At 60.7% G+C, this 26,681-nt stretch carries 21 protein-coding genes and 1 riboswitch; of the genes, 14 read left to right on the top strand and 7 right to left on the bottom strand.

All coding sequences use genetic code 11. From position 1 onward, the window contains the following. Nucleotides 1–16 precede the first annotated feature (16 nt). Entirely contained in the window at nt 17–1,873 is a 1,857-nt protein-coding gene (locus AACY44_RS03165; RefSeq protein WP_339415617.1) for an O-antigen ligase family protein, read from the bottom strand. A gap of 157 nt (nt 1,874–2,030) precedes the next feature. Here AACY44_RS03165 and msbA point away from each other — a divergent pair, with 157 nt between their 5' ends. The 3 genes from msbA to AACY44_RS03150 all read left to right on the top strand — a co-directional run bounded on the left by msbA (nt 2,031) and on the right by AACY44_RS03150 (nt 6,306). Next, nucleotides 2,031–3,836, top strand: a complete 1,806-nt coding sequence (msbA, locus tag AACY44_RS03160) for a lipid A export permease/ATP-binding protein MsbA (protein WP_339415618.1) — start codon at nt 2,031–2,033, stop codon at nt 3,834–3,836. Nucleotides 3,837–3,962: 126 nt separating this feature from the next. Continuing rightward, nucleotides 3,963–5,387, top strand: coding sequence for a bifunctional D-glycero-beta-D-manno-heptose-7-phosphate kinase/D-glycero-beta-D-manno-heptose 1-phosphate adenylyltransferase HldE (gene hldE, locus AACY44_RS03155; protein WP_339415619.1), 1,425 nt, complete (start codon nt 3,963–3,965; stop codon nt 5,385–5,387). Continuing rightward, a complete protein-coding gene (locus AACY44_RS03150) occupies nt 5,380–6,306 on the top strand; it encodes an NAD-dependent epimerase/dehydratase family protein (protein ID WP_339415620.1) in 927 nt (308 codons plus the stop codon). Before hldE ends, AACY44_RS03150 begins: the two co-directional genes overlap by 8 nt. A gap of 109 nt (nt 6,307–6,415) precedes the next feature. On the opposite strand, the gene AACY44_RS03145 is transcribed toward AACY44_RS03150, so the two are convergent. From AACY44_RS03145 to AACY44_RS03130, 4 genes are all read right to left on the bottom strand, one after another. Continuing rightward, entirely contained in the window at nt 6,416–7,375 is a 960-nt protein-coding gene (locus AACY44_RS03145) for a metal ABC transporter ATPase (RefSeq protein ID WP_339415621.1), read from the bottom strand. 41 nt (nt 7,376–7,416) lie between these two features. After that, the gene (locus AACY44_RS03140) at nt 7,417–8,229 is read right to left on the bottom strand and encodes an aldo/keto reductase (protein ID WP_339438047.1); all 813 of its coding nucleotides are present in this window, start codon (nt 8,227–8,229) and stop codon (nt 7,417–7,419) included. Further along, nucleotides 8,226–9,395, bottom strand: a complete 1,170-nt coding sequence (locus AACY44_RS03135) for an NAD(P)/FAD-dependent oxidoreductase (RefSeq protein ID WP_339493307.1) — start codon at nt 9,393–9,395, stop codon at nt 8,226–8,228. The genes AACY44_RS03140 and AACY44_RS03135 overlap by 4 nt, the downstream gene beginning before the upstream one ends. Before the next feature lie 142 nt (nt 9,396–9,537). Further along, complete coding sequence (locus AACY44_RS03130; protein WP_339415624.1) at nt 9,538–9,873, bottom strand: DMT family transporter; 336 nt, start codon at nt 9,871–9,873, stop codon at nt 9,538–9,540. 102 nt (nt 9,874–9,975) lie between these two features. On the opposite strand from AACY44_RS03130, the gene AACY44_RS03125 reads away from it, so the two are divergent. Together AACY44_RS03125 and waaA are read left to right on the top strand one after the other, a co-directional pair. After that, nucleotides 9,976–10,866: a LysR family transcriptional regulator gene (locus AACY44_RS03125; RefSeq protein WP_065879892.1), complete on the top strand. Its 891-nt coding sequence runs from the start codon at nt 9,976–9,978 to the stop codon at nt 10,864–10,866. Nucleotides 10,867–10,889: 23 nt separating this feature from the next. After that, entirely contained in the window at nt 10,890–12,167 is a 1,278-nt protein-coding gene (gene waaA, locus AACY44_RS03120) for a lipid IV(A) 3-deoxy-D-manno-octulosonic acid transferase (RefSeq protein ID WP_339427251.1), read from the top strand. 118 nt (nt 12,168–12,285) lie between these two features. Here the strand turns inward: waaA and AACY44_RS03115 are convergent, their stop codons facing one another. Continuing rightward, nucleotides 12,286–13,725, bottom strand: a complete 1,440-nt coding sequence (locus tag AACY44_RS03115; RefSeq protein ID WP_339415627.1) for a TolC family outer membrane protein — start codon at nt 13,723–13,725, stop codon at nt 12,286–12,288. A 207-nt stretch (nt 13,726–13,932) separates the two neighbouring features. After that, nucleotides 13,933–14,038: riboswitch (TPP riboswitch) on the top strand. Between the two features lie 149 nt (nt 14,039–14,187). Between AACY44_RS03115 and thiC the strand changes: the two genes are divergently transcribed. Together thiC and cytX are read left to right on the top strand one after the other, a co-directional pair. Then, on the top strand, nt 14,188–16,092 hold the full coding sequence (thiC, locus tag AACY44_RS03110) for a phosphomethylpyrimidine synthase ThiC (RefSeq protein WP_339415628.1): 1,905 nt from the start codon (nt 14,188–14,190) through the stop codon (nt 16,090–16,092). Between the two features lie 153 nt (nt 16,093–16,245). After that, nucleotides 16,246–17,535 carry a putative hydroxymethylpyrimidine transporter CytX gene (gene cytX, locus AACY44_RS03105; protein WP_339529777.1) on the top strand — a complete coding sequence of 430 codons (1,290 nt, stop codon included), beginning with the start codon at nt 16,246–16,248 and terminating at the stop codon, nt 17,533–17,535. Here the strand turns inward: cytX and AACY44_RS03100 are convergent. Beyond that, nucleotides 17,504–18,241, bottom strand: coding sequence for an RsiV family protein (locus tag AACY44_RS03100; protein WP_339438044.1), 738 nt, complete (start codon nt 18,239–18,241; stop codon nt 17,504–17,506). The genes cytX and AACY44_RS03100 overlap by 32 nt on opposite strands. A 247-nt stretch (nt 18,242–18,488) precedes the next feature. Between AACY44_RS03100 and AACY44_RS03095 the strand changes: the two genes are divergently transcribed. The 7 genes from AACY44_RS03095 (at nt 18,489) to parC (ending at nt 26,553) form a co-directional block, all read left to right on the top strand. Further along, nucleotides 18,489–19,106, top strand: a complete 618-nt coding sequence (locus tag AACY44_RS03095; protein WP_339415631.1) for an NUDIX domain-containing protein — start codon at nt 18,489–18,491, stop codon at nt 19,104–19,106. Further along, nucleotides 19,097–19,546, top strand: a complete 450-nt coding sequence (locus AACY44_RS03090) for a DUF1249 domain-containing protein (protein WP_339415632.1) — start codon at nt 19,097–19,099, stop codon at nt 19,544–19,546. The genes AACY44_RS03095 and AACY44_RS03090 overlap by 10 nt, the downstream gene beginning before the upstream one ends. A gap of 97 nt (nt 19,547–19,643) precedes the next feature. Next, nucleotides 19,644–20,459 carry a 3',5'-cyclic-AMP phosphodiesterase gene (gene cpdA, locus AACY44_RS03085; protein ID WP_339415633.1) on the top strand — a complete coding sequence of 272 codons (816 nt, stop codon included), beginning with the start codon at nt 19,644–19,646 and terminating at the stop codon, nt 20,457–20,459. A 203-nt stretch (nt 20,460–20,662) separates the two neighbouring features. Continuing rightward, on the top strand, nt 20,663–21,271 hold the full coding sequence (locus AACY44_RS03080; protein ID WP_339415634.1) for a YqiA/YcfP family alpha/beta fold hydrolase: 609 nt from the start codon (nt 20,663–20,665) through the stop codon (nt 21,269–21,271). A gap of 44 nt (nt 21,272–21,315) precedes the next feature. After that, nucleotides 21,316–23,220: a DNA topoisomerase IV subunit B gene (gene parE / locus AACY44_RS03075; RefSeq protein WP_339427250.1), complete on the top strand. Its 1,905-nt coding sequence runs from the start codon at nt 21,316–21,318 to the stop codon at nt 23,218–23,220. Next, nucleotides 23,220–24,215: an esterase-like activity of phytase family protein gene (locus tag AACY44_RS03070; protein ID WP_339415636.1), complete on the top strand. Its 996-nt coding sequence runs from the start codon at nt 23,220–23,222 to the stop codon at nt 24,213–24,215. The genes parE and AACY44_RS03070 overlap by 1 nt, the downstream gene beginning before the upstream one ends. 73 nt (nt 24,216–24,288) lie before the next feature. Next, the gene (gene parC, locus AACY44_RS03065) at nt 24,289–26,553 is read left to right on the top strand and encodes a DNA topoisomerase IV subunit A (protein WP_339415637.1); all 2,265 of its coding nucleotides are present in this window, start codon (nt 24,289–24,291) and stop codon (nt 26,551–26,553) included. Nucleotides 26,554–26,681: the final 128 nt, after the last annotated feature.

Here is a 26,681-nt window from a genome sequence, read left to right as displayed (position 1 = left end):
CGCACAGACTCGCTTGTTAAGCGATTGGACGGGCCAACGTCAGTACATGTTCACGTATCTTGACCGTGGCCCGTTGCGACGCGACGGACGCATAGCCCTTCGCCAGCTGCTCGAAATGTGCCTCGAACAACCAATTGCGATCCTGCGGGTAGCGTTGCATATGCTTGAGATTACGCTGACGGAGCGCATCGCTTAGCGCGGACGGGTAGATACGCATGTCGGCCAGGTCAATCAGCCCGAACTCACCATCCTCCATGAGCAGCACATTGCCCAGATGCAGCGAACGGAAATAAACGCCGTGCTCGTGCAATTGAGCCATGAATTTACCAAAGCGCTCTATCAGCGAATCTCGCAGGCTGCTGTCCAGGCTTTGTAAGGCTTGGCGCAGGGTGCAGCCGGATAATGGCTGATAGCGCACGGCGCTGCTGCCGTCCTGCAAACGATACAGATTCAGGATCAGCGGCGAAGCAATGCCCTTCGACCTGAGCTGCTCACTGTTGATGGCAAAGCGTTCGGAATAGGGGTTGAATCCACCAGAGGTATACCAGCGGCGCGGCCTGAATAGCTTGAGGAAGGTGCGATCCTTCAGTCGCAGAACTTTCGGACCAAGGCCGTCCTCTTCGATGATGTCAGCGCTTTCGTGCAGAGCTGCGAAAGTCTCGGTGTTGGGTGAGCTCATCGGCATGCCCAATAGGCTGTGACGACGCCGAGCGATGCTCAAGCCTGCGAGCAATGCCAGCGGAATCCACAGCAGGAACCAGTGTTCCTTTGGGCGCGACAGAATGCCCCCCCCTTCGGTCAGGCCTGCGCCGATGCCGTATGCGAGGAGGGCGGAAGCCAGCGAAAACAGCGGCTGTGCCCGCTCCTTGAAGCCTTTATACAAGCCCCAGCAGAGCATGAAGGCCCACGGCATAAAGCCGATTATCCCGACATAGTAGAGTACGCCAAGGGCGAAACTGTGGGGTTCGCTCAATTCCAACCCGCCAGGTAGTACCAGGTGCAGCTCTGAGTTGAAGCTATGGCCGATCAAGGGGTGGTCCGCGATACGATGCAGTGTCATGGTCCACAGTTCAAGGCGGTACGAACTGCCACGCTCAGTGATAGCCTCGGGGTAAAACAGCAGCAGCCCGGCGGCGCCCAGTAGCATGGCTGCAATCAGCAGTGCCGAGCGACGGTTGCGGCTTACAAAGCTCATCCACAGGCCGGCCAGTGTCAGCGCAACCAGCGGTGTTCGCGAACCGGTGGCCAGCACGGCGACCATCATGATTCCCAGCGCAGGGATGCTGAGCCACAGCAGCTTCAGGCGCTGGGTGGTGAGGCAGACATACAGCCAGTAGACAGAGAAGAAACCGAAGAGGTGAGAACTGAGCAGTGGGTTGTCGAGGGCGCCATGGCCCCCGATCATGCGCATGCCCGGCTCAAACCCTTTACCGAAAGCCATCAGGTTGCACGCGCATACCACCAGGGCTGTCACGGCCGCACCGAAAAATATTGGTTTGAACAGATCGTTGCGGTAATGCAGCAGCAGTCCGCATCCGGCAAACAGCATGAATGTATGCAGTGGTCGCTTGAACAGGTCGGAGTCAACGCTGGTAACTGGGCTCCATAACAATGTAATCAGCGCCCAGGCGCAAAATGTCAGCAGGGCAATCACCAACGGTTCGCGCAGCAGCGCCTTCAGCTCCCGTGGGCGCAAGCACAACAACAGCAAGGTGGGCGCGCTGAAGAAAATATAAAAGAACCTGTGCAGTACGTTTCGATTGGTGACAAGGAACAGCGAACTCAGAAGCAGCAATAAGCCAATGGGTAAAACCCACAGGACCAAGAGGTCGAAAACGCGATTTGAGCCATAGTTGTGACGTTTGGAGTGCATACAAAAAGCCATTCCAGAAAGAGAAAGCCGACCATCTTAAAGTAGTGGCTATATAGTGTCGCCGGTTGAGCCCAACCGGGCGTAATGCTACGCCAGGTGCAAGTACAACAGAGAAGCTGTGCTAAAGTCAGCCTCCTTTTTCAAAACGCCGCGTGATATGACCGACTCCAGTCCGAGCGCAAGCCCTTCGAGCTTGAAAATATACTTCCGCCTGCTCAGTTACGTTAAGCCTTACATGGGCTTGTTCGCGCTGAGTATCGTCGGATTTCTGATTTTCGCGTCGACTCAGCCAATGCTGGGGTACATCCTCAAGTACTTCGTCGACGGTCTATCCAACCCAGAGGCGGTGCTGTTTCCGAGCGTACCTTACCTGCGCGACCTGCAATTGCTGCAGGCCGTGCCGCTGCTTATCATCCTGATCGCCGCATGGCAGGGTCTGGGGTCGTTTCTGGGCAACTACCTGCTGGCCAGAGTTTCATTGGGCCTGGTCCATGACCTGCGAGTGCAGTTGTTCAACAACCTGCTGACGCTGCCCAACCGCTACTTCGACAACCATAACTCCGGGCATCTGATTTCCCGCATCACCTTCAACGTGACTATGGTCACAGGGGCTGCGACCGACGCCATCAAGGTGGTTATCCGCGAAGGCATGACGGTGATCTTTCTGTTCGCCTCCCTGTTGTACATGAACTGGCGCCTGACGCTGGTAATGATCGCCATACTGCCGTTGATTGCCGTAATGGTCAGCACTGCCAGCAAGAAATTTCGCAAGCAGAGCAAAAAGATCCAGGCCGCCATGGGCGACGTGACTCACGTTGCTTCGGAAACCATCCAGGGCTACCGCGTGGTACGCAGCTTCGGTGGTGAATCCTATGAGGAAAAGCGTTTCCTCAAGGCCAGTCTGAGCAATACCAACAAACAACTGCGCATGACCCGCACCGGAGCGATCTATACGCCGGCGCTGCAACTGGTGATCTACACCGCCATGGCGGTGCTGATGTTCCTGGTTCTTTACCTTCGCGGCGATGCGTCTGCCGGTGACATGGTCGCCTACATCACCCTGGCCGGCCTCTTGCCCAAGCCGATTCGCCAGTTGTCGGAAGTCAGCTCGACCATCCAAAAAGGTTTGGCTGGTGCTGAGAGCATTTTCGAACAGCTCGATGAAGAGATGGAGGTCGACCGTGGCACTATCGAGCTTGACAAGGTTAGCGGCCGTCTGGAAGTACGCCACCTGAACTTCACCTATCCGGGCACCGACCGTCATGTCCTCAAGGACATTAGCTTTACCGCAGAACCTGGGCAGATGATTGCATTGGTGGGCCGCTCCGGCAGCGGTAAGTCGACCCTGGCGAGCCTGATTCCACGCTTCTATCACCACGCAAGCGGCAATATCCTTCTCGATGGCGTAGACATTGAGGACTACAAGCTGCTCAACCTGCGCAGGCATATTGCTCAGGTCACCCAACACGTAACCCTTTTCAGCGATACCGTAACCAACAATATCGCCTACGGCGATCTGGCTGGCGCGCCACAGGCTGACGTTGAAGCCGCAGCGGCGGACGCCTATGCCAAGGACTTTATCGACCAATTGCCTAAAGGCTTCGATACCCCGGTCGGTGAAAACGGCGTGCTATTGTCCGGCGGGCAGCGCCAGCGACTGGCAATCGCCCGTGCCCTGCTCAAGAACGCGCCGCTGCTGATTCTCGACGAGGCCACATCGGCACTAGACACCGAGTCCGAGCGGCATATTCAGGCCGCGCTGGATAAAGTCATGCAGGGCCGCACGACCCTGGTGATCGCGCATCGCCTATCGACCATCGAGAAAGCCGACCTGATCCTAGTGATGGACGATGGCCAGATCGTAGAGCGCGGGACCCATAACGAGTTGCTGGCACAGAACGGTTACTACGCTCGTCTGCACGCCATGGGCCTGGATGCTCCCGTATCGGCAGATATCACCTGACACCTGAGCTGAGGCGGGCAATCCGCCTCACCTGTTCCGCGCAACATCTTCTGCCACACCTCCACAAGCGTTCTGTAACCCTGTGCTAATATCGCGCCCCTGTTCATTTTGTATGTGGGTTGCTCCATGAAGTTGTCCATGCCGCGATTCGATCAAGCCCCTGTCTTGGTGGTCGGCGATGTCATGCTCGACCGTTACTGGCATGGCGGTACCTCACGGATTTCCCCTGAGGCGCCGGTACCGGTAGTCAAGGTCGAGCAAATCGAAGACCGCCCAGGCGGCGCTGCCAACGTTGCCCTCAATATTGCCGCCCTCGGCGCCCCGGCCTCCCTGGTGGGTGTGACCGGTGACGATGAAGCCGCCGACAGCCTGGCCAACAGCCTGCGCGGTGCTGGCGTGCGCGCGCTGTTCCAGCGCATTGCCCATCAGCCGACCATCGTCAAGCTGCGGGTCATGAGCCGTCACCAGCAATTGCTGCGTATTGATTTCGAAGAACCCTTCACCACCGACGCCCTGGCCCTCAGTGGCCAGGTTGACGAGCTGCTCGAAGGCATCAAGGTGCTGGTGTTGTCGGACTACGGCAAAGGCGCCTTGAAGAATCACCAGGTATTGATCCAGGCCGCCAAGGCCAAAGGCATCCCGGTGCTGGCCGATCCGAAGGGCAAGGACTTTTCGATTTATCGTGGAGCCAGCCTGATCACGCCGAATCTCAGCGAGTTCGAAGCCATCGTCGGTGGTTGCGCCGACGAGCACGACCTAGTGACCAAGGGCGCAGCGCTGATGGCCGACCTCGACCTGGGCGCCTTGCTGGTCACCCGTGGCGAGCACGGCATGACCTTGCTGCGTCCGGGCCACCCGGCGATGCACCTTCCGGCGCGAGCGCGTGAAGTGTTCGACGTCACCGGCGCCGGCGATACAGTGATTTCCACCCTGGCCGCCTCGATTGCGGCCGGTGAAGAGCTGCCCCATGCGGTGGCCCTGGCCAACCTGGCAGCGGGCATCGTGGTCGGCAAGTTGGGTACGGCAGCCATCAGTGCACCGGAATTGCGTCGCGCGATCCAGCGCTCCGAAGGCTCGGAACGCGGTGTGCTGACGATTGAGCAATTGCTGCTGGCGATCGACGATGCCCGTGCCCACGGCGAAAGCATTGTGTTCACCAACGGCTGCTTCGACATCCTGCACGCTGGTCATGTGACGTACCTTGAGCAGGCGAGCGCCCAAGGCGATCGCCTGATCGTCGCGGTCAACGACGACGCGTCGGTCAGCCGCCTCAAAGGCCCTGGCCGCCCGATCAACAGTGTCGACCGTCGCATGGCGGTGCTGGCAGGCTTGGGCGCGGTGGACTGGGTGATCAGCTTCCCTGAAGCGACCCCTGAAAACCTGCTGGCCCAGGTCAAGCCGGACGTGTTGGTCAAGGGGGGCGACTACTCCGTCGACCAGGTCGTGGGGGCGGATATTGTCAGCGCCTACGGCGGCACGGTCAAAGTGCTGGGCCTGGTTGAGAACAGCTCGACTACGGCTATCGTCGAGAAGATACGCAACAATGAGTAAGCGGGTACTGATCACCGGTGGTGCAGGCTTTATCGGCTCGCACCTGGTCGATGGGCTGCTCGCTAAAGGCTACAGCGTGCGGGTGCTGGATAACCTCTCCACCGGCAAGCGCAGCAACCTGCCGTTGGACGATCCGCGCGTCGAACTGCTTGAAGGTAATGTGGCCGATGCCGAGCTGGTGGCGCGTGCCGCTGTCGGCGCGGCAGCGGTGGTGCACCTGGCGGCGGTGGCCTCGGTGCAGGCATCGGTGGATGATCCGGTCAGCACGCACCAGAGCAACTTCGTCGGCACCTTGAATGTCTGCGAAGCCATGCGCAAGGCTGGCGTCAAGCGTGTGGTGTATGCCTCCAGCGCTGCCGTCTACGGCAACAATGGCGAGGGCGCGTCGATTGACGAAGAAACCACCAAGGCGCCGTTGACGCCTTATGCGTCCGACAAATTGGCCGGTGAGTATTACCTCGACTTCTACCGCCGCCAGCATGGCCTGGAGCCGGTGGTCTTGCGCTTCTTTAATATCTTCGGGCCGCGCCAGGATCCGTCATCGCCGTATTCGGGCGTGATCAGTATCTTCAGCGAGCGCGTACAGCAAGGCGTGCCGATTGCCGTGTTTGGCGACGGCGAGCAAACCCGTGACTTCATGTACGTGGAAGACCTGGTGGACGTATTGGTCCAGGCCGTAGAAGCGCCCGCCGCACCTTTGGGCGCAATCAACGTGGGCTGGAACCGCACCACCACCCTCAGCCAAGTGCTGCAAGCCCTGGAAGAAATAGTCGGCAAGTTGCCGGCGGTGACTTACGGGCCGGCGCGTTCCGGGGATATCCGGCATTCGCGGGCGAACAATCAGCGGTTGTTGGCGAGCTTCACACTGCCGGAGCCTACGCCGTTGAAGGTCGGCCTGGAGCGCTTGCTCAAAGGCTGAACGCAATCAATTGTGGGAGCTGGCTTGCCTGCGATGGCATCAGCTCGGTCTACCTGATGCACCGAGGTGTGTGTATCGCAGGCAAGCCCGCTTCCACATTTGTTTCGTGTTAAGCCTTGGCTTTTTTCTTCGGCACGATTTTGCGCAGCACCCGCTTTGCCAAGCGCTTCAATTTCGATTCTTTCTCCGGCACCGCGAGCCCTTGCTGGCGCAGCCAATCCTTCCAGCGAATCCGCTCCTCACGCACCACCCAGCCTTCCTGTTGGGCGAAGCTTTCTGCGAGGTACAAACCCCGGGTGCTCGCTGGATACAGCTGGTCCTTCTTGACGGTGTACAGCTCGGCCAAGGGTTGGCCGTCTTTGAGTGGCATCAGGTACAGGTCCGGCCGCTTGCGGTCCAGGCGCGCGACCAGTTGATCACCTTCCAGGCGCTCGTCCACATGGAACAGGCTCAGGGATTTGGCTTCCTTGGGCACTTCCAGGCGCAGGTCGTAAATCAATTGCAGCGATGCGGTGGGCAAGTGCACGTAGGCACGCGGGCGTTCGATCAACTGGGTTGTGGCACAACGCACCGGGCGGGCAGCGCCGGACAAGGGGCTCAGGCGAAACGGCAGCGCTTCGCGGTAATGCAGCGCGGCCGAGTAGGGCGCGGGCAGCCAGGTGTCATTGAAGCGCCCGCTGAGCCAACCTTCCGGCGTTTCCAGCAGGCACTCTTCGGCAATTTCCTGGATGGCAGTGTGCAGCGGCAGGTTCAGTTCATGGGCTGGCACGTAGCCGGAAATCAGCTTGAGCACCACATCGCCACGGTCCTGCCGGCGTTGGCGTACCAGCACCCAGTAATCGCGGTTCTGCCAATGCAGGGTCAGGCGTACCGAAACCCCCAGGTTGGCCAGTTCGAGCGCGAAGCGCTCGGGGTCTGCCACCTCCACCGGCTTGCGCCGCTGCAGGGTCTGGGCAAAGTTGAGCGGCATGCCGACGCTCTGGTAGCTCAGGCCTTCGGGGGTGGCTTCGACGTGCAGCGGCAGTGTTTTGAAGTTGCTGGGGTTTTTTCTTATGAGCGTACGCGCCATGTCGGCTCCTTCTTGCGACGGGGTCGGCCGCGTCGGCGGCATCAGAGTTGACGAATGACTTGGGCAGCGGTCGCCACGTTATGGGCCAGGTGCAGCGGATTAATGGTCCCGACAATAGCACTGGCGACGCCGGTTTGCGCAAACAACAACGTGAAACTGGCGCGAATTGGATCCACTCCAGGCGCAAGGCATACGTGACCACTGGCCAGGGCCTTTTTCACCAGGATGCCCTTGCCGTGTGCCGCCGCATACTCAATGACGGCTTTCTCGGCCTGTTCGTTCAAGTTGTAGGTGATCATTGCGCAATCGCCCTGTTCCAGAGCCTTCACACCGCCTTCGGCGGTTTTGCCGGAAAACCCGAAACCGCGAATCTTGCCTTCCTTTTTCAGATCGGCCAGGGTCTGGTAGACCTCACAGTCGTTGAGGATCTGCAGGTCATTACCGTCGGAATGCACCAGCACAAGGTCGATAAAATCAGTTTCAAGGCGTTTCAGGCTGCGTTCAATCGACATCCGCGTATGAACCGCGCTGAAGTCGTGGCTGGACGCGCCATTCTCGAACTCTTCACCGACCTTGCTGACAATCACCCAGTCCTTGCGCTGATCCCGCAGCAGCGGCCCCAGGCGTTCTTCACTCATGCCATAAGCCGGTGCGGTATCGATCAGGTTGATGCCCAGTTCACGGGCCTGACGCAACAGCATACGGGCCTCGTCGTCACCGGGAATCTGGAAACCGCTGGGGTATTTCACCCCTTGATCGCGACCCAGCTTGACGGTGCCCAGGCCCAGCGGCGAGACCAGCAGGCCGGTGCTGCCCAAGGGGCGATGCAGGTCGTGCAGGGTTGGCAGGCTCATGGCAACAGTTGCTCCCAGGCAGGTACGCCGATGGCGGGTTTTGGCAGCGCGGGCAGTGGCTCGCTGGCGCTTGGGCGGATGCCATCACGCGCCAGGCTGTCGATCACCCGGTCAGCGAAGTCAGGCGCCAACGCCAGCTTGGTCGGCCAGCCCACTAGTAGCCGGCCTTGCTCGGCGATGAAGGCGTTGTCGGGGCGGGATAAGCCTGATTGCAATGGTTCGGCACGGTCGACGCGCAGGGTGGTCCACTGGGTCTGGCTCATGTCGATCCATGGCAACAGCTGAGCAAGCTCTTTCTGCGCGGTGGCGATCTGTTCTTGTGGGGTGCGCGCCACGCCATCGGCTTCGGCAATGTCGCCGCCCATGTACCACACCCAATTGCCATCAGCCGCCGGGTGAGTGGTGACGGTGATGCGTGGCTTGGTGCCGCCGCCGAGGCAGTGGGCGTACAACGGCTTCAGGCCGGGCCCTTTGGCGATGATCATGTGCAATGGACGTTTTTGCATGGCGGGCTGGCTGGTGCCCAGCGCGGTCAGCACATCTGCCGTGCCGGCGCCGGCGCTCAACACGATGCGTTGGGCGCGAATGTCGCGACCGTCGACCTTCAAACCCACCAGCGCGTCGCCCTCCAGCAACGGTTCAATCTGTTGCCCGGCGAGCAACCCGTCGCCGGCCAGTTGTGCCAGGCGTTCGATCAGGCTCGGTACATCCACCACCAGTTCGGCCAAGCGATAGACCTTGCCTTTGAAGCGGCGGTCTTGCAGGGCGGGTGGCAGGTCATCGCCCTTGACCTGGTCGACACGGCCGCGCACGGCCTTGCTGGCGAAGAAACTGGTGAGGTTGCCAGCGAGCGTGCCGGGGGACCAGAGGTAATGGGCCTCGGACAGCAAGCGTACGCCGGACAAATCCAGCTCACCCTTACCTGCCAGCGCTTCACGCCAGCGGCGCGGCATATCGGCAATCGCTTCAGAAGCGCCGGTAAGGGCACCGTGCAGGGCGTATTTCGCACCCCCGTGAATGATCCCCTGGGACTTCACGCTTTGCCCGCCACCCAGGGTGGCGCTTTCCACGACCACCGTGGAAAAGCCCTGGCGGCGCAGGCGCGCATTCAGCCAGAGGCCGGCAACCCCGGCGCCGACAATCAGAACGTCGGTGGAAATAGGCATGCGCGCGGGACCTCTGGCGTAGAAAAAGGAGCGCTAGTATAGCGCGCAGCTGGTAGTTATCAGCTGCAAGCGGCAAGTTAGAAGCGAACCGCGTTGCTTTTTCTTGCCGCTTGTAGCTTGAAACTTGCCGCTGGCTATCGCCTCAATGCCCTGCTGTTTTCGAAAAGAGTTGTATCACCACAACCCCAAGCACAATCAGGCCCATTCCCAGCACCGCCGGGATATCCAGCTTCTGCCCATAAATAAACAGCGCCGCGATGCTCACCATCACAATGCCCATCCCGGCCCACACGGCGTAGGCCACGCCGACCGGTACCGTGCGCACCACCAACGTCAGCATCCAGAATGCCACGCCGTAACCGACGATCACCAGCAGCAGGGGAATTGGCGTGCTCCAGCCCTTGATGGCCTTCATCGAAACGGTGGCGATCACTTCCGAGCAAATGGCGATTGCCAAGTAATAGTAGGCGGCGTTCATGGGTCAATCCTCGGGGTAAAGCAATCAGATAAGGCTGGCATTTTAGAGTTTTATCAGATGGGGTAAAGTCATTAGCTATCCGAATTAGAGATGGGTTGAGCCATGAGCGTGCAGTGGGATCTGGAGCAGATGCGCCTATTTGTCAGCGTCGCCGAGCAGCGTTCGTTTTCGGCGGTGGCGCGTGAGCAGCGCAAGGCCCAATCGGCAGTCAGCAACGCGATTGCCATGCTGGAGGCGGACCTGGGCGTGAGCCTGTTCGAGCGCAGCAGTGGCCGCCAACCGCGGCTGACTGAAGCCGGCAGCGTGTTGCTGGAAGAAGCACGCGAAGTGCTGCGCCAATGCGAGCGGCTCAATGGCCGGGCGCTGTCATTGACGCGCGGCGAGGAGGCTTGCTTGCGCCTGGCTCAGGATGAAGCCATGTTGTTCCAGCCGGTCCTCGATAGCCTTGAGGCGCTGGCGGGGCAGTACCCGCTCCTGGAAGTGCAACTGTCCAGCGCCGCCCAGGGTGATGTCGCGCGCAAGTTGGTGGAGCGCAAGGCGGACCTGGGCCTGTTGTTCTATCACGACCAGATCCCCGAAGCACTCGAGCGGCGAGTAGTCGGCAGTGTGGAGATGGTCACGGTATGCGGTGTCAATCACCCGCTGGCCAAGGAAAAGTACGTGGATTGCCAGCGCCTGGCGCAATTTCGCCAACTGCTGATGTCGACCCAGACCAGCGTTTACCCCGGCAGTGAAGCCGCCAGCCCGCTGGTGTGGCGCGCCGACAGCTTCTACGTGCTGGCCGAATGGCTGATGAGTGGCCTTGGCTGGGCTTGGCTGCCCCGGCATATCGTGCAGTACCCGACTTATCAGCAACAAATGGTCGAATTGGACAGCGAATGGACGCCGCCGGCCCTGGTGGTGGAATTGGTGTGGCGCCGCGACGAGCACTTGGGGCCCGCCGCACGCTTCCTGGCCAAACGTTTTGCTGAGTGCTTGCAGGCGATCGACTGAAAAAGCCGATAAACTCCGGCGCCATGAATAGAACTCTCTACAGCTGTCTGTTTTACCTGGCGCTGCCGTTGGTGGCTTTACGTCTGTGGTTGCGTGCGCGCAAGGCGCCGGCCTATGCCAAACGCGTCGGCGAGCGCTTTTCCTATGGCTTGCCGGTGATGCAACCGGGCGGGATCTGGGTGCATGCGGTGTCGGTGGGCGAAAGCATCGCTGCTGCGCCGATGGTTCGGGGGTTGCTTGCGCGTTATCCAGAGCTGCCAATCACCGTCACCTGCATGACGCCCACCGGTTCCGAGCGCCTCCAGGCGCTGTTCGCCAACGAGCCGCGCATTCAGCACTGCTACTTGCCGTATGACTTGCCGTACGCGGCCAAGCGTTTTCTTGATCGTGTGCAGCCGAAACTCGCGGTGATCATGGAAACCGAGTTGTGGCCCAACCATATCCACGCTTGCGCCCAGCGCGGGATCCCGGTGGCGTTGGCGAACGCGCGATTGTCGGCGCGTTCGGCCAAGGGTTACGGGCGCTTCGCCAAGCTGACGGCGCCGATGCTGTCTGAGCTGAGCCTGTTCGCCGTGCAGACGCAAACCGAAGCCCAGCGTTTCCTTAGCCTGGGGGCTCGTCCGGAAACCGTCGACGTCACCGGCTCGATCAAATTCGACCTGACCATCGACCCCCAGTTGCCGGTGCGAGCTGCTGCGTTGCGCGGACAATGGGGCGCCAGCGAGCGTCCGGTGTGGATCGCCGCCAGCACCCACGAAGGTGAAGATGACGTGGTGCTGGCTGCCCATCGCCAGCTGCTCGACAGCTATCCCAACGCGTTGCTGATTCTGGTGCCGCGCCATCAGGAACGCTTCGGTCCGATGTTTGAACTGTGCGAGCAGCAAGGCTTTGCTACCGTGCGCCGTTCCAGCGGCGAACCGGTTACCGCGCAAACGTCAGTCTTGCTCGGCGATACCATGGGTGAGCTGCTGTTTCTCTATGCGTTGGCCGACAGCGCGTTTGTTGGCGGCAGCCTGGTGGCGACCGGTGGGCACAACCCTTTGGAGCCGGCAGCGTTGGCCAAACCCGTGATCATGGGGCCGCACGTGTTCAACTTCCTCGAAATCACCGCGATGATGCGGGAAGCCGGGGCGTTGCTAGAGGTGGATGATGCCCAAGGACTGGCCGAAGCCGTGCGCCAGCTGTTCGAGCTACCGCAGGATGCACGCAAGATGGCCCAGGCTGGCCTTAAGGTGATGCAGGCCAATCAGGGCGCGCTCAAGCGTTTGCTGGATGGTTTGGACAAACTGCTTGCGCGCTGACAACACCAATCAAACGTGGGCGCTGGCTTGGCTGCGATAGCATCGCCTCGGTGTACCAGAAGTACCGAGGCGTCTGCATCGCAGGCAAGCCAGCTCACACAGGGGTCATGCGGTGTGCTTAATTATTCGGGCGGGCCTTGAGCTGTTCGGCTGCGGCCTTGGCCAGGTCTGGTGGCAGGAAGTCTTTATCCGGGTTGTAGTCAACCTTGAGGTAGCGCGCCAGGTCCTGCAGATCCCCTGGGTTCAAGGTGCCCGCTGCCTGCTTCAAACGCAGGTTGTCGAGAATGTAGTCGTAGCGGCTGTTGTTGTAGTTGCGCACCGAGGCGTAGAGCTGGCGCTGTGATTCCAGCACGTCGACGATGTTGCGCGTACCCACCTGATAGCCGATTTCCGTGGCTTCCACCGCGCTCTGGTTGGAGATGATCGACTGGCGGCGCGCCTGTACTTGTTCCACATCGGTGTTTACCGCACGGTGCAGATTGCGGGTGTTTTCCACCACCTGGCGGCGCAGGCCTTCGCGTTGCTGCTCGGTCTGGCCCAGGCGCGAGTAGGATTCACGCACCTGCGAGCTGGTCAGGCCGCCGCTGTAGATCGGGATGCTCAGGCGCAGGCCGATGGTGCGTTGCTCCACATCACCCCGATACGGCGTGCCGAAGGCATTCGGGTTGCTGAAACCGAGGGCGTCGTTATCGCCTTTCTGATATTGCGCAACAGCATCGAGCGTCGGGGCATGCCCTGCCTTACGCTGCTTGAGGGTTTCTTCAGCGGCGGTAACGGCGTAGTTGCTGGCGAGCAGGTTCAGGTTCTGGCGGCCGGCGGTTTCCACCCACGCCTTGGCGTCATTCGGCAGCGGTGGCAGCACCGGCAGCGTGTGGACAATGCCCTGGATTGAGTTGTATTGACGGTTGGTCAGGGTGATCAGCGCTTCAAACGCGTCTTCCACCTGGCGCTGGGCCAGGATCCGGTTGGCGCGGGCGGTGTCGTAGCTGGCCTGGGATTGCAGCACGTCGGTCTTGTCCGACAGGCCCACGTCGAAGCGCTCGTTGGATTGGTCCAACTGACGCTTGAACGCATTTTCTTCGGCTTTGGTCGACGCCAGGTTGTCCTGGGCGCGCAGCACGGCGAAGTAGTTTTCGGCGCTTTGCAGGATCAGGTTCTGTTCGGTGGCCGACAGTTGCAGCGCCGCCTGTTCGTTGGTGGCCTCGGCAGCCTGCAACTGGAACCAGCGATCAGCACGGAACAGCGGCTGGCTCAACGTTGCGCGCCAGGAGTGAGCATCGCGGTTGGCGGTGGCGGCGGGCGTGTCGATCTGGGTGCGCACGTTATTGATATCGGCACCACCGGTCAGGTTCGGCAGCAGCCCGGCGCGTGCCTGGGGCACCACCTCTTTTTGCGCGCCGTATTGGGCGCGGGCGGCGGCCAGGTCGGCGTTGTTGTCCACCGCTTCCTGGTAGACGCTGACCAGGTCAGTTCTGGCAGACAAGGGCGCTTCTGCTGCCCAGACCATTCCGTTGGTCGCACAAGACACGGCAAGCGCCAGTGAAAGTTTGCGCAGCATGAGGCGATCCTTTGTTGAAAATAATGAGTTGAATATTACGGCTGTAATTTGCGCTCAAGGCTGAGACGGCCGATTCCTGGCGTCAAGGGCTTGAGCAGTTCCCGAGTGTAGTGGCGTGTTCACCACACAACAATCTGCAAAAGAGCCATTCATCACGCTGAATGCTCGGGTGTTGGCAATTTGCCCACGGCATGGTCTAGACTGGACGCGTTCTTGTCGGGGTGCCTTGTTGGAAGGCTGAGATCGGTAAATACCGGATCCCGTTGAACCTGATCAGGTTAGCGCCTGCGTAGGGAACAAGATTTCTCGTCACCCGGCGAGTCCTCTTGTGCTTCGTCCGGGATGTTGTTCGACAATCGAACAGCCCTCGTGCGCCAAGCACAGCACTGGTTTCAGTGCGTCCATCCGTCACAGGTTCGCTCCGACAAAAATCCACCGCCTGGATAAGTTGGAGAGCCCGTGATGAGCACAGAACAAAAAAGTACAAAACTGAAAAACACCGTGCACCTGAGTGAATCGGCCAAGGTTGACTCAGGCTCCGTGCAACCTTTTACCCGCTCGCAAAAAATTTACGTGCAGGGCACTCGCCCGGACATCCGCGTGCCGATGCGCGAAGTCAGCCTGGACGTGACCCCCACCGATTTCGGCGGTGAAATCAACGCGCCCGTCGTCGTCTACGACACCTCCGGCCCCTACACCGACCCTAACGTGATCATTGATGTGCGCAAAGGCCTGGGCGATGTACGTTCGCCGTGGATCGAAGTGCGTGGCGACACCGAGCGCCTGCCCGGCCTGAGCTCGCACTTCGGCCAACAGCGCCTCAGCGATGCCGAGTTGACCGCGCTGCGCTTCGCCCACGTGAAGAACCCGCGCCGCGCCAAGGCCGGCGCCAACGTCACGCAGATGCACTACGCGCGCAAAGGCATCATCACCGCTGAGATGGAATACGTCGCCATCCGCGAAAACATGAAGCTTGAAGAAGCCCGCGCCAGTGGCCTTCTCGACCAGCAACACGCCGGCTACAGCTTTGGCGCCAGCGTGCCGAAGATCATCACCCCCGAATTCGTGCGTGAAGAGATCGCCCGTGGCCGTGCAATTATCCCGGCCAACATCAACCACACCGAGCTGGAACCGATGATTATCGGTCGTAACTTCCTGGTGAAGATCAACGGCAACATCGGCAACAGCGCCCTGGGTTCGTCCATCGAAGAAGAAGTGGCGAAACTGACCTGGGGCATTCGCTGGGGCTCGGACACCGTGATGGACCTGTCCACCGGCAAGCACATCCACGAAACCCGCGAGTGGATCATCCGCAACTCGCCGGTGCCGATCGGCACCGTGCCGATTTACCAGGCCCTGGAAAAAGTCGGCGGCGCCGCCGAAGACCTGACCTGGGAGCTGTTCCGCGACACCCTGATCGAGCAGGCCGAGCAGGGCGTCGATTACTTCACCATTCACGCCGGCGTGTTGCTGCGCTACGTGCCGCTGACCGCCAAACGCGTCACCGGCATTGTGTCCCGTGGCGGCTCGATCATGGCCAAGTGGTGCCTGGCGCACCACAAAGAAAACTTCACCTACACGCATTTCGACGAAATCTGCGAAATCATGAAGGCCTATGACGTCAGCTTCTCCCTTGGCGATGGCCTGCGCCCCGGTTCGATTGCCGACGCCAACGACGCCGCGCAATTCGGCGAGCTGGAAACCCTTGGCGAACTGACCAAGACCGCCTGGAAGCACGACGTGCAGACCATGATCGAAGGCCCTGGCCATGTGCCGATGCAGTTGATCAAGGAAAACATGGACAAGCAGCTCGAGTGCTGCGACGAGGCGCCGTTCTACACCCTTGGCCCGCTGACCACTGACATCGCGCCGGGTTACGACCACATCACCTCCGGCATCGGTGCGGCGATGATCGGTTGGTTCGGTTGCGCGATGCTCTGCTACGTCACGCCCAAGGAGCATCTGGGGTTGCCAAACAAGGATGACGTGAAGACCGGGATCATCACCTACAAGATCGCTGCGCACGCGGCTGACCTCGCCAAAGGCCATCCAGGTGCGCAGATCCGCGATAACGCCTTGAGCAAGGCGCGCTTCGAGTTCCGCTGGGAAGACCAGTTCAACCTCGGCCTGGACCCGGACACCGCGCGTTCGTATCACGATGAAACCCTGCCGAAGGACTCGGCCAAGGTCGCGCATTTCTGCTCGATGTGCGGGCCGAAGTTCTGCTCGATGAAAATCACTCAGGAAGTGCGTGAGTACGCGGCCAACCAGCGCATTGAAGCGGTGGATGTCGATGTAGCCAAGGGGTTGGCGGAGCAGGCGGAGCGGTTCAAGCAGGAAGGCAGTCAGTTGTACAAGAAGGTCTGATCCAGAGGCGGCGGTGACTGTGCCGCCGCCATCGCGGGCAAGACCGGCTCCCACATTTGGAATGCATTCCAGTGTGGGAGCGGCGGTGCGACGATTCGACTTGCCCGCGATAGCGATCTCCCAAACAACAAAGTGTCCCTCAGAGATAACCCCTTGAGCATTCAACCCAGCACCTACTCCCCGGACATCGCAGTCCCCGCTGACAAGCGCGTCTTCGGCGCCCGCGACCTCTTTTCCCTCTGGTTCTCCCTCGGCATCGGCCTGATGGTCCTGCAAACCGGCGCATTGCTCGCGCCTGGCCTGGGCTTGTCGGGCTCTTTGGTGGCGATCCTCCTTGGCACTTTGGTCGGTGTGCTGTTGCTGGCCGCCGTCGGCGTGATCGGCAGTGACACCGGCCTGTCCGCCATGGCCGCCCTCAAGCTCAGCCTCGGCACCAAAGGCGCGAGCCTACCGGCGCTGCTCAACCTGCTGCAACTGATCGGCTGGGGCTCGTTTGAAATCATTGTGATGCGCGACGCTGCCAGCCTGTTGGGCGCGCGGGCGTTCAGTGACGGCAGCCTGCTAGCCAGTCCTTTGTTATGGACGCTGTTTTTCGGCGGCTTGGCGACCCTGCTGGCCGTCAGCGGCCCACTGACTTTTGTGCGGCAAATCCTGCGCAAATGGGGCATTTGGCTGTTGCTTGCCGCCTGCGTGTGGCTCACCTGGAACCTGTTCGCCAAAGCCGACCTCGCTGCACTCTGGGCCCAGGCTGGAGACGGCTCGATGCCGTTTGCCGTGGGCTTCGATATCGCCATCGCCATGCCACTCTCGTGGCTGCCGCTGATCGCCGATTACTCACGCTTCGGCAAACGCGCAAAAAGCGTGTTCGGCGGCACTGCGCTTGGATTCTTTATCGGTAATTTATGGCTGATGAGCCTGGGCGTGGCGTACACCCTGGCATTTGCGCCGAGCGGTGAAGTGAATGCGCTATTGCTGGCCTTGGCCGGGGCGGGCCTGGGCATTCCGCTTTTATTGATTCTGTTGGATGAGTCGGAAAACGCCTTTGCCGATATTCACTCGGCGGCAGTCTCCAGCGGGATATTGTTGCGCTTGAAGGTCGAGCACCTGGCATTGGCCATTGGCGTCATCTGCACCCTGATCGCCTGCTTTGCACCGTTGGCTCAGTACCAGAATTTCCTGCTATTGATCGGCTCGGTGTTTGCGCCGCTGTTTGGCGTGGTGCTGGTGGATCACTTCATCCTGCGCCGTCGTGGCCAGGGCGCAATCGCCAACCTGCGCTGGCCGGCGTTATTGGCTTGGCTGGGTGGCATCGCGACTTACCACCTGCTGGCCAATCTGTATCCGGACATCGGCGCGACTCTGCCGGCACTGGTGCTGGCAGGGCTGTTGCAGTTGATCCTGAGTCGGATCTTCAGCGGCGTGCGGGCACCAGGTCAGGCCTGAGGATGCCGTCCAGGCGCGAGTAGGGGATCTGCAGCTCGACATGGCCCAGGGCATAGGGGGCGATCGTGGTGGTCGGGTACTTGAGGATCACGCCACCATAGGTCAGCGCCACGTTCGGGGTTTTCTGGAAGGGGTAGGTTTTCACAAACTCCGGCTCCAGGCTCAGGCGGGTGCTGATCAGCCAGCTGTTGTGAGCCACCTGGGCCGCTTTCCAGAACGCGTCCTCCTTGCCCGGCAACAGCATGTCGGTCAGGGTCAGCGCCTTTTGCTGCTGGCGCGAATAGTTGATGAACGCACGGCCTGGTTCGCCGTGGGTAGCACCCTGATCCAGGTAGCTGGACAGCTCGATGATCACCAGACCGTCATGCTGCTCCCGTACCTTGGCCTGCAAATACATGCTATTGCGCGGTGCAGCGGTGCGCAGGAACTGCTCGCTGTACGTCGCAAGGCTCGTCGGCAGCGGGTCGGTTTGGGTCATTTCCAGCAGGCGCTGTTCAATCAAAGCGTCCAGCTTGGGTTCCTTGGCAAAGTGCACGGTGTCGATATTCACCAGCGGGCAATCGGTGCTGGCGCAGCCCGGCTTGCTCTGCTCGGTGGCGTCGCGGGTGGATTCCAGCGGGGTGCTAAAGCTCGGTTGGAACAGGCTTTGGCAGGCACCCAGGGTCAATGCGATGCAGGCCACGGAGGCGATTTTTAAAAGCGACATGGATGTCCTTCGTCTAACGATAAGAGCGAAATTTGTGGAGCTTCGACTACCGGCAAGGCAGTCAGTTCGCCACTAAGCTGATCAGGGGGCGTTCTCAATTAGTTTCCCCGCCGCGACGGGGAAACTAATTGAGAACGCCCCCCTGAGTTTGACGCTCGCCGTCTATCCCGGCAACTGGAAAGGGGCTGCACCAACCAGCGTGAGCGCGTTAGGATGGCGCGAATTGCACAGGCTAACGAGGAAGGATATGACGGACATTGCGAAATCGACGCCGAGCAAGATTGAAATTGTTCAGCGCGACAATGCTTTCAAGGGCTTCTACCAGCTCGACCGCCTGCAGCTGCGTCACGAGAAATTTGATGGTGGCATGAGCCGAGTGATCAATCGCGAGGTCTTTGTGCGTCATGATGCCGTGTGCGTATTGCCCTACGACCCGCAGCGCGATGAAGTAGTGTTGAACGAACAGTTTCGCGTCGGCGCCATGGGCCGTACCGGCAACCCCTGGCTGATCGAAATGGTCGCCGGCCTGATCGACAAGGACGAGCAACCGGAGGAGGTTGCACACCGCGAAGCCGAAGAGGAAGCTGGGCTGACGTTCTCTGCGTTGTGGCCGATCACCCAATATTTCCCTTCGCCCGGCGGCAGTACTGAATATGTGCACTTGTACCTGGGCCGTTGCGACAGCACCGGTGTAGGTGGCGTCCATGGATTGGAAGAAGAAGCTGAAGATATCCGCGTCACCGTATGGGCTTTCGAAGATGCCCTGCAAGCGGTGCGTGACGGCAAAATTTCCAACGCAGCCAGCATCATCGCCCTGCAATGGCTTGCGCTTAATCGCGCGGAAGTGAGGGGGTTATGGCAGTAAAGGCACGGGAACGTTATCGAGTCGACCTGATCGGGCTGCAAGCCGCCTGCGAGGCCAACTATGCGCGGCTGATGCGCTTGCTCCCCGACATGCGCCATGCCCCTGCGGCTCGGCGCATCGGTGTGACCCATGGCGACCAGATGCTTGGCGTGCTGGCCCTGGACGTCATCGTCAACTGCCCGTACACCACCACCCTGCGCGTGCGCCAGGAACACAGCCTGCCATGGCTGCCGGTGCCGCAACTGGAAGTGCAGGTCTACCATGATGCGCGCATGGCTGAAGTGATCAGCGCCGAACATGCGCGACGCTTTCGCAGCATCTATCCTTACCCCAACGTGTTCATGCACCAGCCCGATGAGAAAGCACAACTCAATGTGTTCCTCGGTGAATGGTTGAGCCACTGCCTGGCCCTGGGCCATGAGTTCGAAGCTGTGCGGTAGATGTGAACTGCGTCCGCTTCATGGGTTTCCTCTTTGTGTCCTGCCCCAGCATAATCACGCCAAACGTCCATTCCTGTGATTGCCTTGGGAGAGCGCCTTGCCGAGCGTATCCACTGTGAGTCCTGATGCGCCAGCCTTGCTGGTGCAACTGTCCGACAGCCATTTGTTTGCCGAGGCCGATGGCACGCTGCTGGGCATGAATACCCGTGAAAGCCTGCAACGGGTGATCGAGCTGGTGCAAACGCAGCAGCCCCGGATTGATTTGGTGTTGGCCACGGGGGATTTGTCCCAGGACGGCACATTGCAGTCGTACCAGCAATTTCGCGCCATGACCGCGCCCATCGGTGCCCCGGCCCGCTGGATTCCCGGTAATCACGACGAGCCGCAGATCATGGCCGACGCCGCCATGCACAGCGACTTGCTGGAGCCGGTGGTCGATATCGGTAACTGGCGCGTCACCTTGCTGGACTCGGCGGTACCCGGTTCGGTACCGGGCTATCTGCAAGACCAGCAACTGCAATTGCTCGCCCAGGCCCTGAGCGAAGCGCCGAATCGGCATCATCTGGTGTGCTTTCACCATCATCCGGTGCCTATCGGTTGCGCCTGGATGGAGCCCATTGGCCTGCGCAATCCCGATGCTTTATTTGCCGTGCTCGACCGTTTTCCACAGGTACGGGCGGTGCTCTGGGGCCATGTGCACCAGGAGATCGACCGCGATCGCAACGGCGTGCGGCTGTTGGCGTCGCCGTCCACTTGCATCCAGTTCGCGCCGGGCAGCGAGGATTTCAAGGTCAGCGAGCAGGCGCCGGGGTATCGCTGGTTGCGCTTGCATGCCGACGGACGGTTGGAAACGGGGGTGGAGCGGGTCCAGGATTTTGCATTTACCGTGGACTACGGCAGCAACGGCTATTAAAAGCGGTAAACGCTGATCAAAAATGTGTGCGGGCTTGCTCGCGAATGCGGTGTAACAGTCGACATCTGTATTTGCTGACCCAACGCCTTCGCGAGCAAGCCCGCTCCCACATTGGTTCTGCAGCGGCTGGACGATAGGGGACTCACACACCACCCCGATCCCTGTAAACTGCGCCTCTTTGGCCACGTCACGGAGAGCCCGGCATGTCCGCTTCGATCCTTTATATCCACGGTTTCAATAGCGCGCCGGCGTCCAACAAGGCCAGCCAGTTGATCACCGTGATGGAGGCGATCGGCCTTTCCGGCCAGTTGCGGGTTCCGGCGCTGCATCACCATCCCCGTCAGGCGATTCCCCAGTTGGAAACCGCTATCGCTGAACTGGGGCGGCCACTGCTGGTCGGCAGCTCACTCGGCGGCTACTATGCAACCCATCTTGCCGAACGCCATGGCCTCAAGGCGCTGCTGGTGAACCCTGCGGTCAGCCCCCATCGGATGTTCGACGGTTATTTGGGCACCCAAAAGAACCTCTACACCGACGAAACCTGGGAACTGACCCACGACCACGTGACGGCGCTGGCCGAGCTGGAAGTCCCGGCGCCCCAGGACGCCGCGCGTTATCAGGTGTGGTTGCAGACCGGGGACGAAACCCTGGACTATCGCCTCGCCCAACAGTATTACCGGGCCTGTGCCTTGCGCATCCAGGCCGGTGGCGACCATGGTTACCAGGGGTTCGCCCAGCAATTACCGGCGTTGCTGAGCTTTGCCGGGATTGGCGCAGATCAGTATCAATCCTTCGACTTTGCAGCACTGTAAAGTCGCAGGTCATTTTTTAATCGAACGACTCACGACGAGACCCCATGGCCACTCCCAGCGCTAGCTCTTATAACGCCGACGCCATCGAAGTCCTCTCGGGCCTCGACCCGGTGCGCAAACGCCCCGGCATGTACACCGACACCAGTCGGCCGAACCACCTTGCCCAGGAAGTCATCGACAACAGCGTCGACGAAGCCTTGGCCGGGCACGCCAAGTCGGTGCACGTCATTCTCCACGCTGACCACTCCCTGGAAGTGTCCGACGATGGTCGCGGCATGCCGGTGGACATTCACCCTGAAGAAGGCGTGTCGGGCGTCGAGCTGATCCTCACCAAGCTGCATGCTGGCGGCAAGTTCTCCAACAAGAACTACCAGTTCTCCGGTGGTCTGCACGGTGTGGGTATTTCGGTGGTCAACGCCCTGTCGAACCACGTCCGGGTCAAGGTCAAGCGCGACGGCAACGAGTACGAGATGACCTTCGCCGATGGCTACAAAGCCACCGACCTGCAGGTGATCGGCACCGTTGGCAAGCGCAACACCGGCACCAGCGTGTACTTCGCGCCCGACCCGAAATACTTTGATTCGCCGAAGTTCTCCATCAGCCGCCTCAAGCACGTACTTAAAGCCAAGGCTGTTCTGTGCCCAGGCCTGCTGGTGACCTTTGAAGACAAAGGCACCGGCGAGAAGGTCGAGTGGCACTACGAAGACGGCCTGCGCTCCTACTTGGAAGATTCCGTCAGCGATTTCGAGCGCCTGCCTAACGAGCCGTTCTGCGGCAGCCTGGCCGGTAACAAAGAAGCCGTCGACTGGGCGCTGCTGTGGCTGCCGGAAGGTGGCGACAGCGTGCAGGAAAGCTACGTCAACCTGATCCCGACGGCCCAGGGCGGTACCCACGTCAACGGTTTGCGCCAAGGCCTGCTGGATGCCATGCGCGAGTTCTGCGAGTACCGCAGCCTGCTGCCACGCGGCGTGAAGCTGGCGCCGGAAGACGTGTGGGAGCGCATTGCGTTCGTACTGTCGATGAAGATGCAGGAGCCGCAATTCTCCGGCCAGACCAAAGAGCGTCTGTCATCCCGTGAAGCGGCAGCGTTTGTCTCCGGTGTGGTCAAGGACGCATTCAGCCTGTGGCTCAACGAGCACCCTGAGCTGGGCCTGGCCCTGGCGGAACTGGCGATCAACAACGCCGGCCGTCGTCTCAAGGCCAGTAAAAAGGTCGAGCGCAAGCGCGTCACGGCGGGCCCGGCACTGCCGGGCAAGCTGGCCGATTGCGCGGGGCAGGACCCGATGCGCTCCGAGCTGTTCCTGGTGGAAGGTGACTCCGCCGGTGGTTCCGCCAAGCAAGCGCGGGACAAGGAGTTCCAGGCGATCCTGCCGTTGCGCGGCAAGATCCTTAATACCTGGGAAGTCGATGGCAGCGAAGTCCTGGCCAGCCAGGAAGTGCATAACATCGCCGTGGCCATCGGTGTCGACCCGGGCGCGGCCGATATGAGCCAGCTGCGCTACGGCAAGATCTGCATCCTCGCCGACGCCGACTCCGACGGCTTGCACATCGCCACGTTGTTGTGCGCGCTGTTCGTCCAGCACTTCCGCCCGTTGGTGGATGCCGGCCACGTCTACGTCGCCATGCCGCCGCTGTACCGTATCGACTTGGGCAAGGAGATTTACTACGCCCTGGACGAAGCCGAGCGCGATGGCATCCTCGACCGCCTGGTGGCCGAGAAGAAGCGCGGCAAGCCGCAGGTCACGCGATTCAAAGGCCTGGGTGAAATGAACCCACCGCAACTGCGCGAAACCACCATGGACCCGAACACTCGGCGCCTGGTGCAGTTGACCTTGGAAGACTACGCCGCCACGTCGGAAATGATGGACATGCTGCTGGCGAAGAAGCGCGCGCCGGACCGCAAGTCCTGGCTGGAATCCAAAGGCAACCTGGCCGAGGTGCTGGGCTGATGCGCACAGGTTTCGCCCTGGCGATCCTGATGTTGAGCGGGTTGGCGGCCACCGAGGTGGTCGCCGCGCCCGTTGCAGAGCTCAAGCTTCTCTCCGAACACCCAGTGGACGGCATGCGCGGCGGTAACCTGTCGGGCCTGGCCATCTGCGGTCACGAGCTGTGGACAGTTTCCGACCGCGATGACGACCAGATCTACCGCCTGGATATCAGCGCACCGACCTGGCAAGCCGAGGTTGTGAAGATCGACGTGCCACCGGTGCCGGAATCCGGGTTGCCGTGGGGGTTGCGTTCGCGCACCAAGGCCGCCTCGTTCATTCGTGGCGGCGACCTGGATTTTGAAGGTATTGCCTGCGATGCCGTGGGTAATCGTTACATTGTCAGTGAAGCCCATGCGGCGGTGCTGCAAGTGCCGGTGACGGGCGCGCCTGAGTGGTTGAAGATCGCGCCGGGCATGGTGCGTGAAGCGCGAGCCAGCGGCATGTTGTTGCACTTTAATGCGTTATTCGAGGGGTTGGCGATCAATCCCGAGGGCAATCAGATTTGGCTGGCAGCCGAGCGTGAAAGGCGCGGCCTGATTTCGATCAAGCGTCCGCAAAGCTTATGGGACTGTGACGGCCCCTGTGTATTGTTGAGCCAGGCCGGCCAGGAAGTACAACCGGCGCAGTTCCCTAACGCCAAGGCGGTGTCCAAGGATTTCGCCGACCTGGCGCTGTTCAACGGCAAGCTGTTCACACTGGAGCGCAATGCGTTCCAGATTTGCCGGCGTGATGCGGTCACGGCCAAGGTCGAGCGGTGCTGGTCGTTTGCCGACGAAACCCTGACGCCCGAGCGGCGTTATCCCCAACCTTACGGTCTGGCTGAAGCCCTGGTGGTGGACGCAGAAGGTGCCTGGCTGGGCATCGACAACAATTTCGGCCCGCGTGCCGATGGTGAAAAGCGCCCCGTGGTCTATCGTTTGGCCGCCCCTGCCGGTGGTTGGAGCGCCCAGCCATGAAACGCTGTTTTTTTGAATTGACCCGGCGCAGCGGCAGTTCCGCTGCGCCTTACCCGACAATGATGAGGCCCGCATGAGTGACATCCTCGCAGACAGCTTAGATGGCGTAGAACGCCGGTCGCTGGCTGACTTCACCGAAAATGCCTACCTCAACTACTCCATGTACGTGATCATGGACCGTGCCTTGCCGCATATCGGCGACGGCCTGAAGCCCGTCCAACGGCGCATCATCTACGCCATGAGTGAGTTGGGCCTGGATGCCGATTCCAAGCACAAGAAGTCGGCGCGTACCGTCGGTGACGTGCTCGGTAAGTTCCATCCCCACGGCGATTCGGCGTGCTACGAAGCCATGGTGCTGATGGCCCAGCCGTTCAGCTACCGCTACACCCTGGTGGACGGCCAGGGTAACTGGGGTGCGCCGGATGATCCTAAGTCCTTCGCCGCCATGCGATATACCGAAGCACGCCTGTCGCGTTATTCGCAAGTGTTGCTCAGCGAGCTGGGCCAGGGCACTGCGGACTGGGGGCCGAACTTTGACGGTACCCTCGACGAACCGCTGGTGTTGCCGGCACGTTTGCCGAATATCCTGCTCAACGGCACCACCGGTATTGCGGTCGGCATGGCGACCGACGTGCCGCCGCACAACCTGCGCGAAGTTGCCACGGCCTGCGTGCGTTTGCTCGACGAGCCGAAAGCCACGGTCGAGCAGCTCTGCGAGCATATCCAGGGCCCGGACTACCCGACCGAAGCGGAAATCATCACGCCGCGTGCCGACCTGCTGAAGATGTACGAAACCGGCAAAGGCTCGGTGCGCATGCGCGCCGTGTACCACATTGAAGACGGCGACATTATTGTCACCGCGCTGCCGCACCAGGTGTCGGGCGCCAAGGTGCTGGAGCAGATCGCCGCGTTGATGCAGGCGAAACCGTCGAAACTGCCGCAGGTTGCCGACCTGCGTGACGAGTCTGACCACGAAAACCCATGCCGCATCGTGATCATCCCGACCAACAGCCGGGTCGACCACGAAGTGCTGATGCAGCACCTGTTCGCCAGCACGGACCTGGAGTCGAGCTATCGGGTCAACGTCAACATCATTGGCCTGGATGGCAAGCCGCAGCTGAAAAACCTGCGCAATCTGCTGGTGGAATGGCTGGAATTCCGCGTCAACACTGTGCGCCGCCGCCTGCAATTCCGCCTGGATAAGGTCGAGCGCCGCCTGCACCTGTTGGACGGCTTGCTGATCGCCTACCTCAACTTGGATGAAGTGATCCACATCATCCGCACCGCCGAGCACCCGAAAGCCGAGTTGATCGCGCGTTTCGAACTGAGCGAAATCCAGGCTGACTACATCCTCGACACCCGCTTGCGCCAGTTGGCGCGACTGGAGGAAATGAAGCTGCGCGACGAACAGGACGCGCTGCTCAAGGAACAAGCCAAGCTGCAAGCGCTGCTGGGCAGTGAAGCCAAGCTGAAGAAACTGGTGCGCAGCGAGCTGATCAAAGACGCCGAAACCTATGGCGACGACCGCCGTTCGCCGATCGTGCAACGCGCCGAAGCGAAGGCTCTGACAGAGACCGAGCTGCTGCCGAACGAGAAAATCACCGTCGTTCTGTCGGAAAAGGGTTGGGTTCGCTCTGCCAAGGGGCATGATATCGACGCCACTGGTTTGTCGTACAAGGCTGGCGACGGGTTCAAGACCGCTGCGGCCGGGCGTTCCAACCAGTTTGCGGTGTTTATCGATTCCACCGGGCGCAGTTATTCGGTGCCGGCCCACACCTTGCCATCTGCACGGGGGCAGGGCGAGCCGTTGACTGGGCGCCTTACACCGCCGCCTGGGGCGAATTTCGAGTGCGTGCTGCTGCCGGACGACGATGCGCTATACGTGATTGCGTCTGACGCGGGTTACGGTTTTGTGGTCAAGGGTGAAGACCTGCAGGCCAAGAACAAGGCGGGCAAGGCCCTGCTGAACCTGCCGAACAACGCCAAGGTGATCCTCCCGCGGCCGGTGGACGACCGCGAGAGCAACTGGCTGGCGTCGGTCACTACCGAAGGGCGCTTGCTGGTGTTCAAGATCAGCGACCTGCCGCAACTGGGTAAAGGCAAGGGCAACAAGATTATTGGTATCCCCGGCGAGCGGGTTGCCAGCCGCGAAGAGTACGTGACCGACATTGCTGTCATACCAGAAGGCTCCACGCTGGTGCTGCAAGCCGGTAAACGCACCCTGTCGCTGCGCCCTGACGACCTTGAACATTACAAGGGCGAGCGCGGTCGCCGTGGTAACAAATTGCCTCGTGGCTTCCAGCGAGTGGATGCTTTATTGGTGGAAACGCCTGTTTAAGGCGGTTTAGAGCCCTAGATCTAGGATTTAAAGCGTAGATCGACGCTTTGGCGCTGGAGTCATGGCGCATATTCACGGATGATATGGCCTTTCCAGCGCCGGCGTGGCCGAGCGTGTTTAGGTTATTT

The organism is Pseudomonas sp. RA_15y_Pfl1_P11, assembly GCF_963970975.1.
Classification (GTDB): domain Bacteria; phylum Pseudomonadota; class Gammaproteobacteria; order Pseudomonadales; family Pseudomonadaceae; genus Aquipseudomonas; species Aquipseudomonas tritici.
The sequence above is the reverse complement of the archived record's forward strand: the minus strand, read 5'-3'. Positions and strand labels throughout refer to the sequence as shown.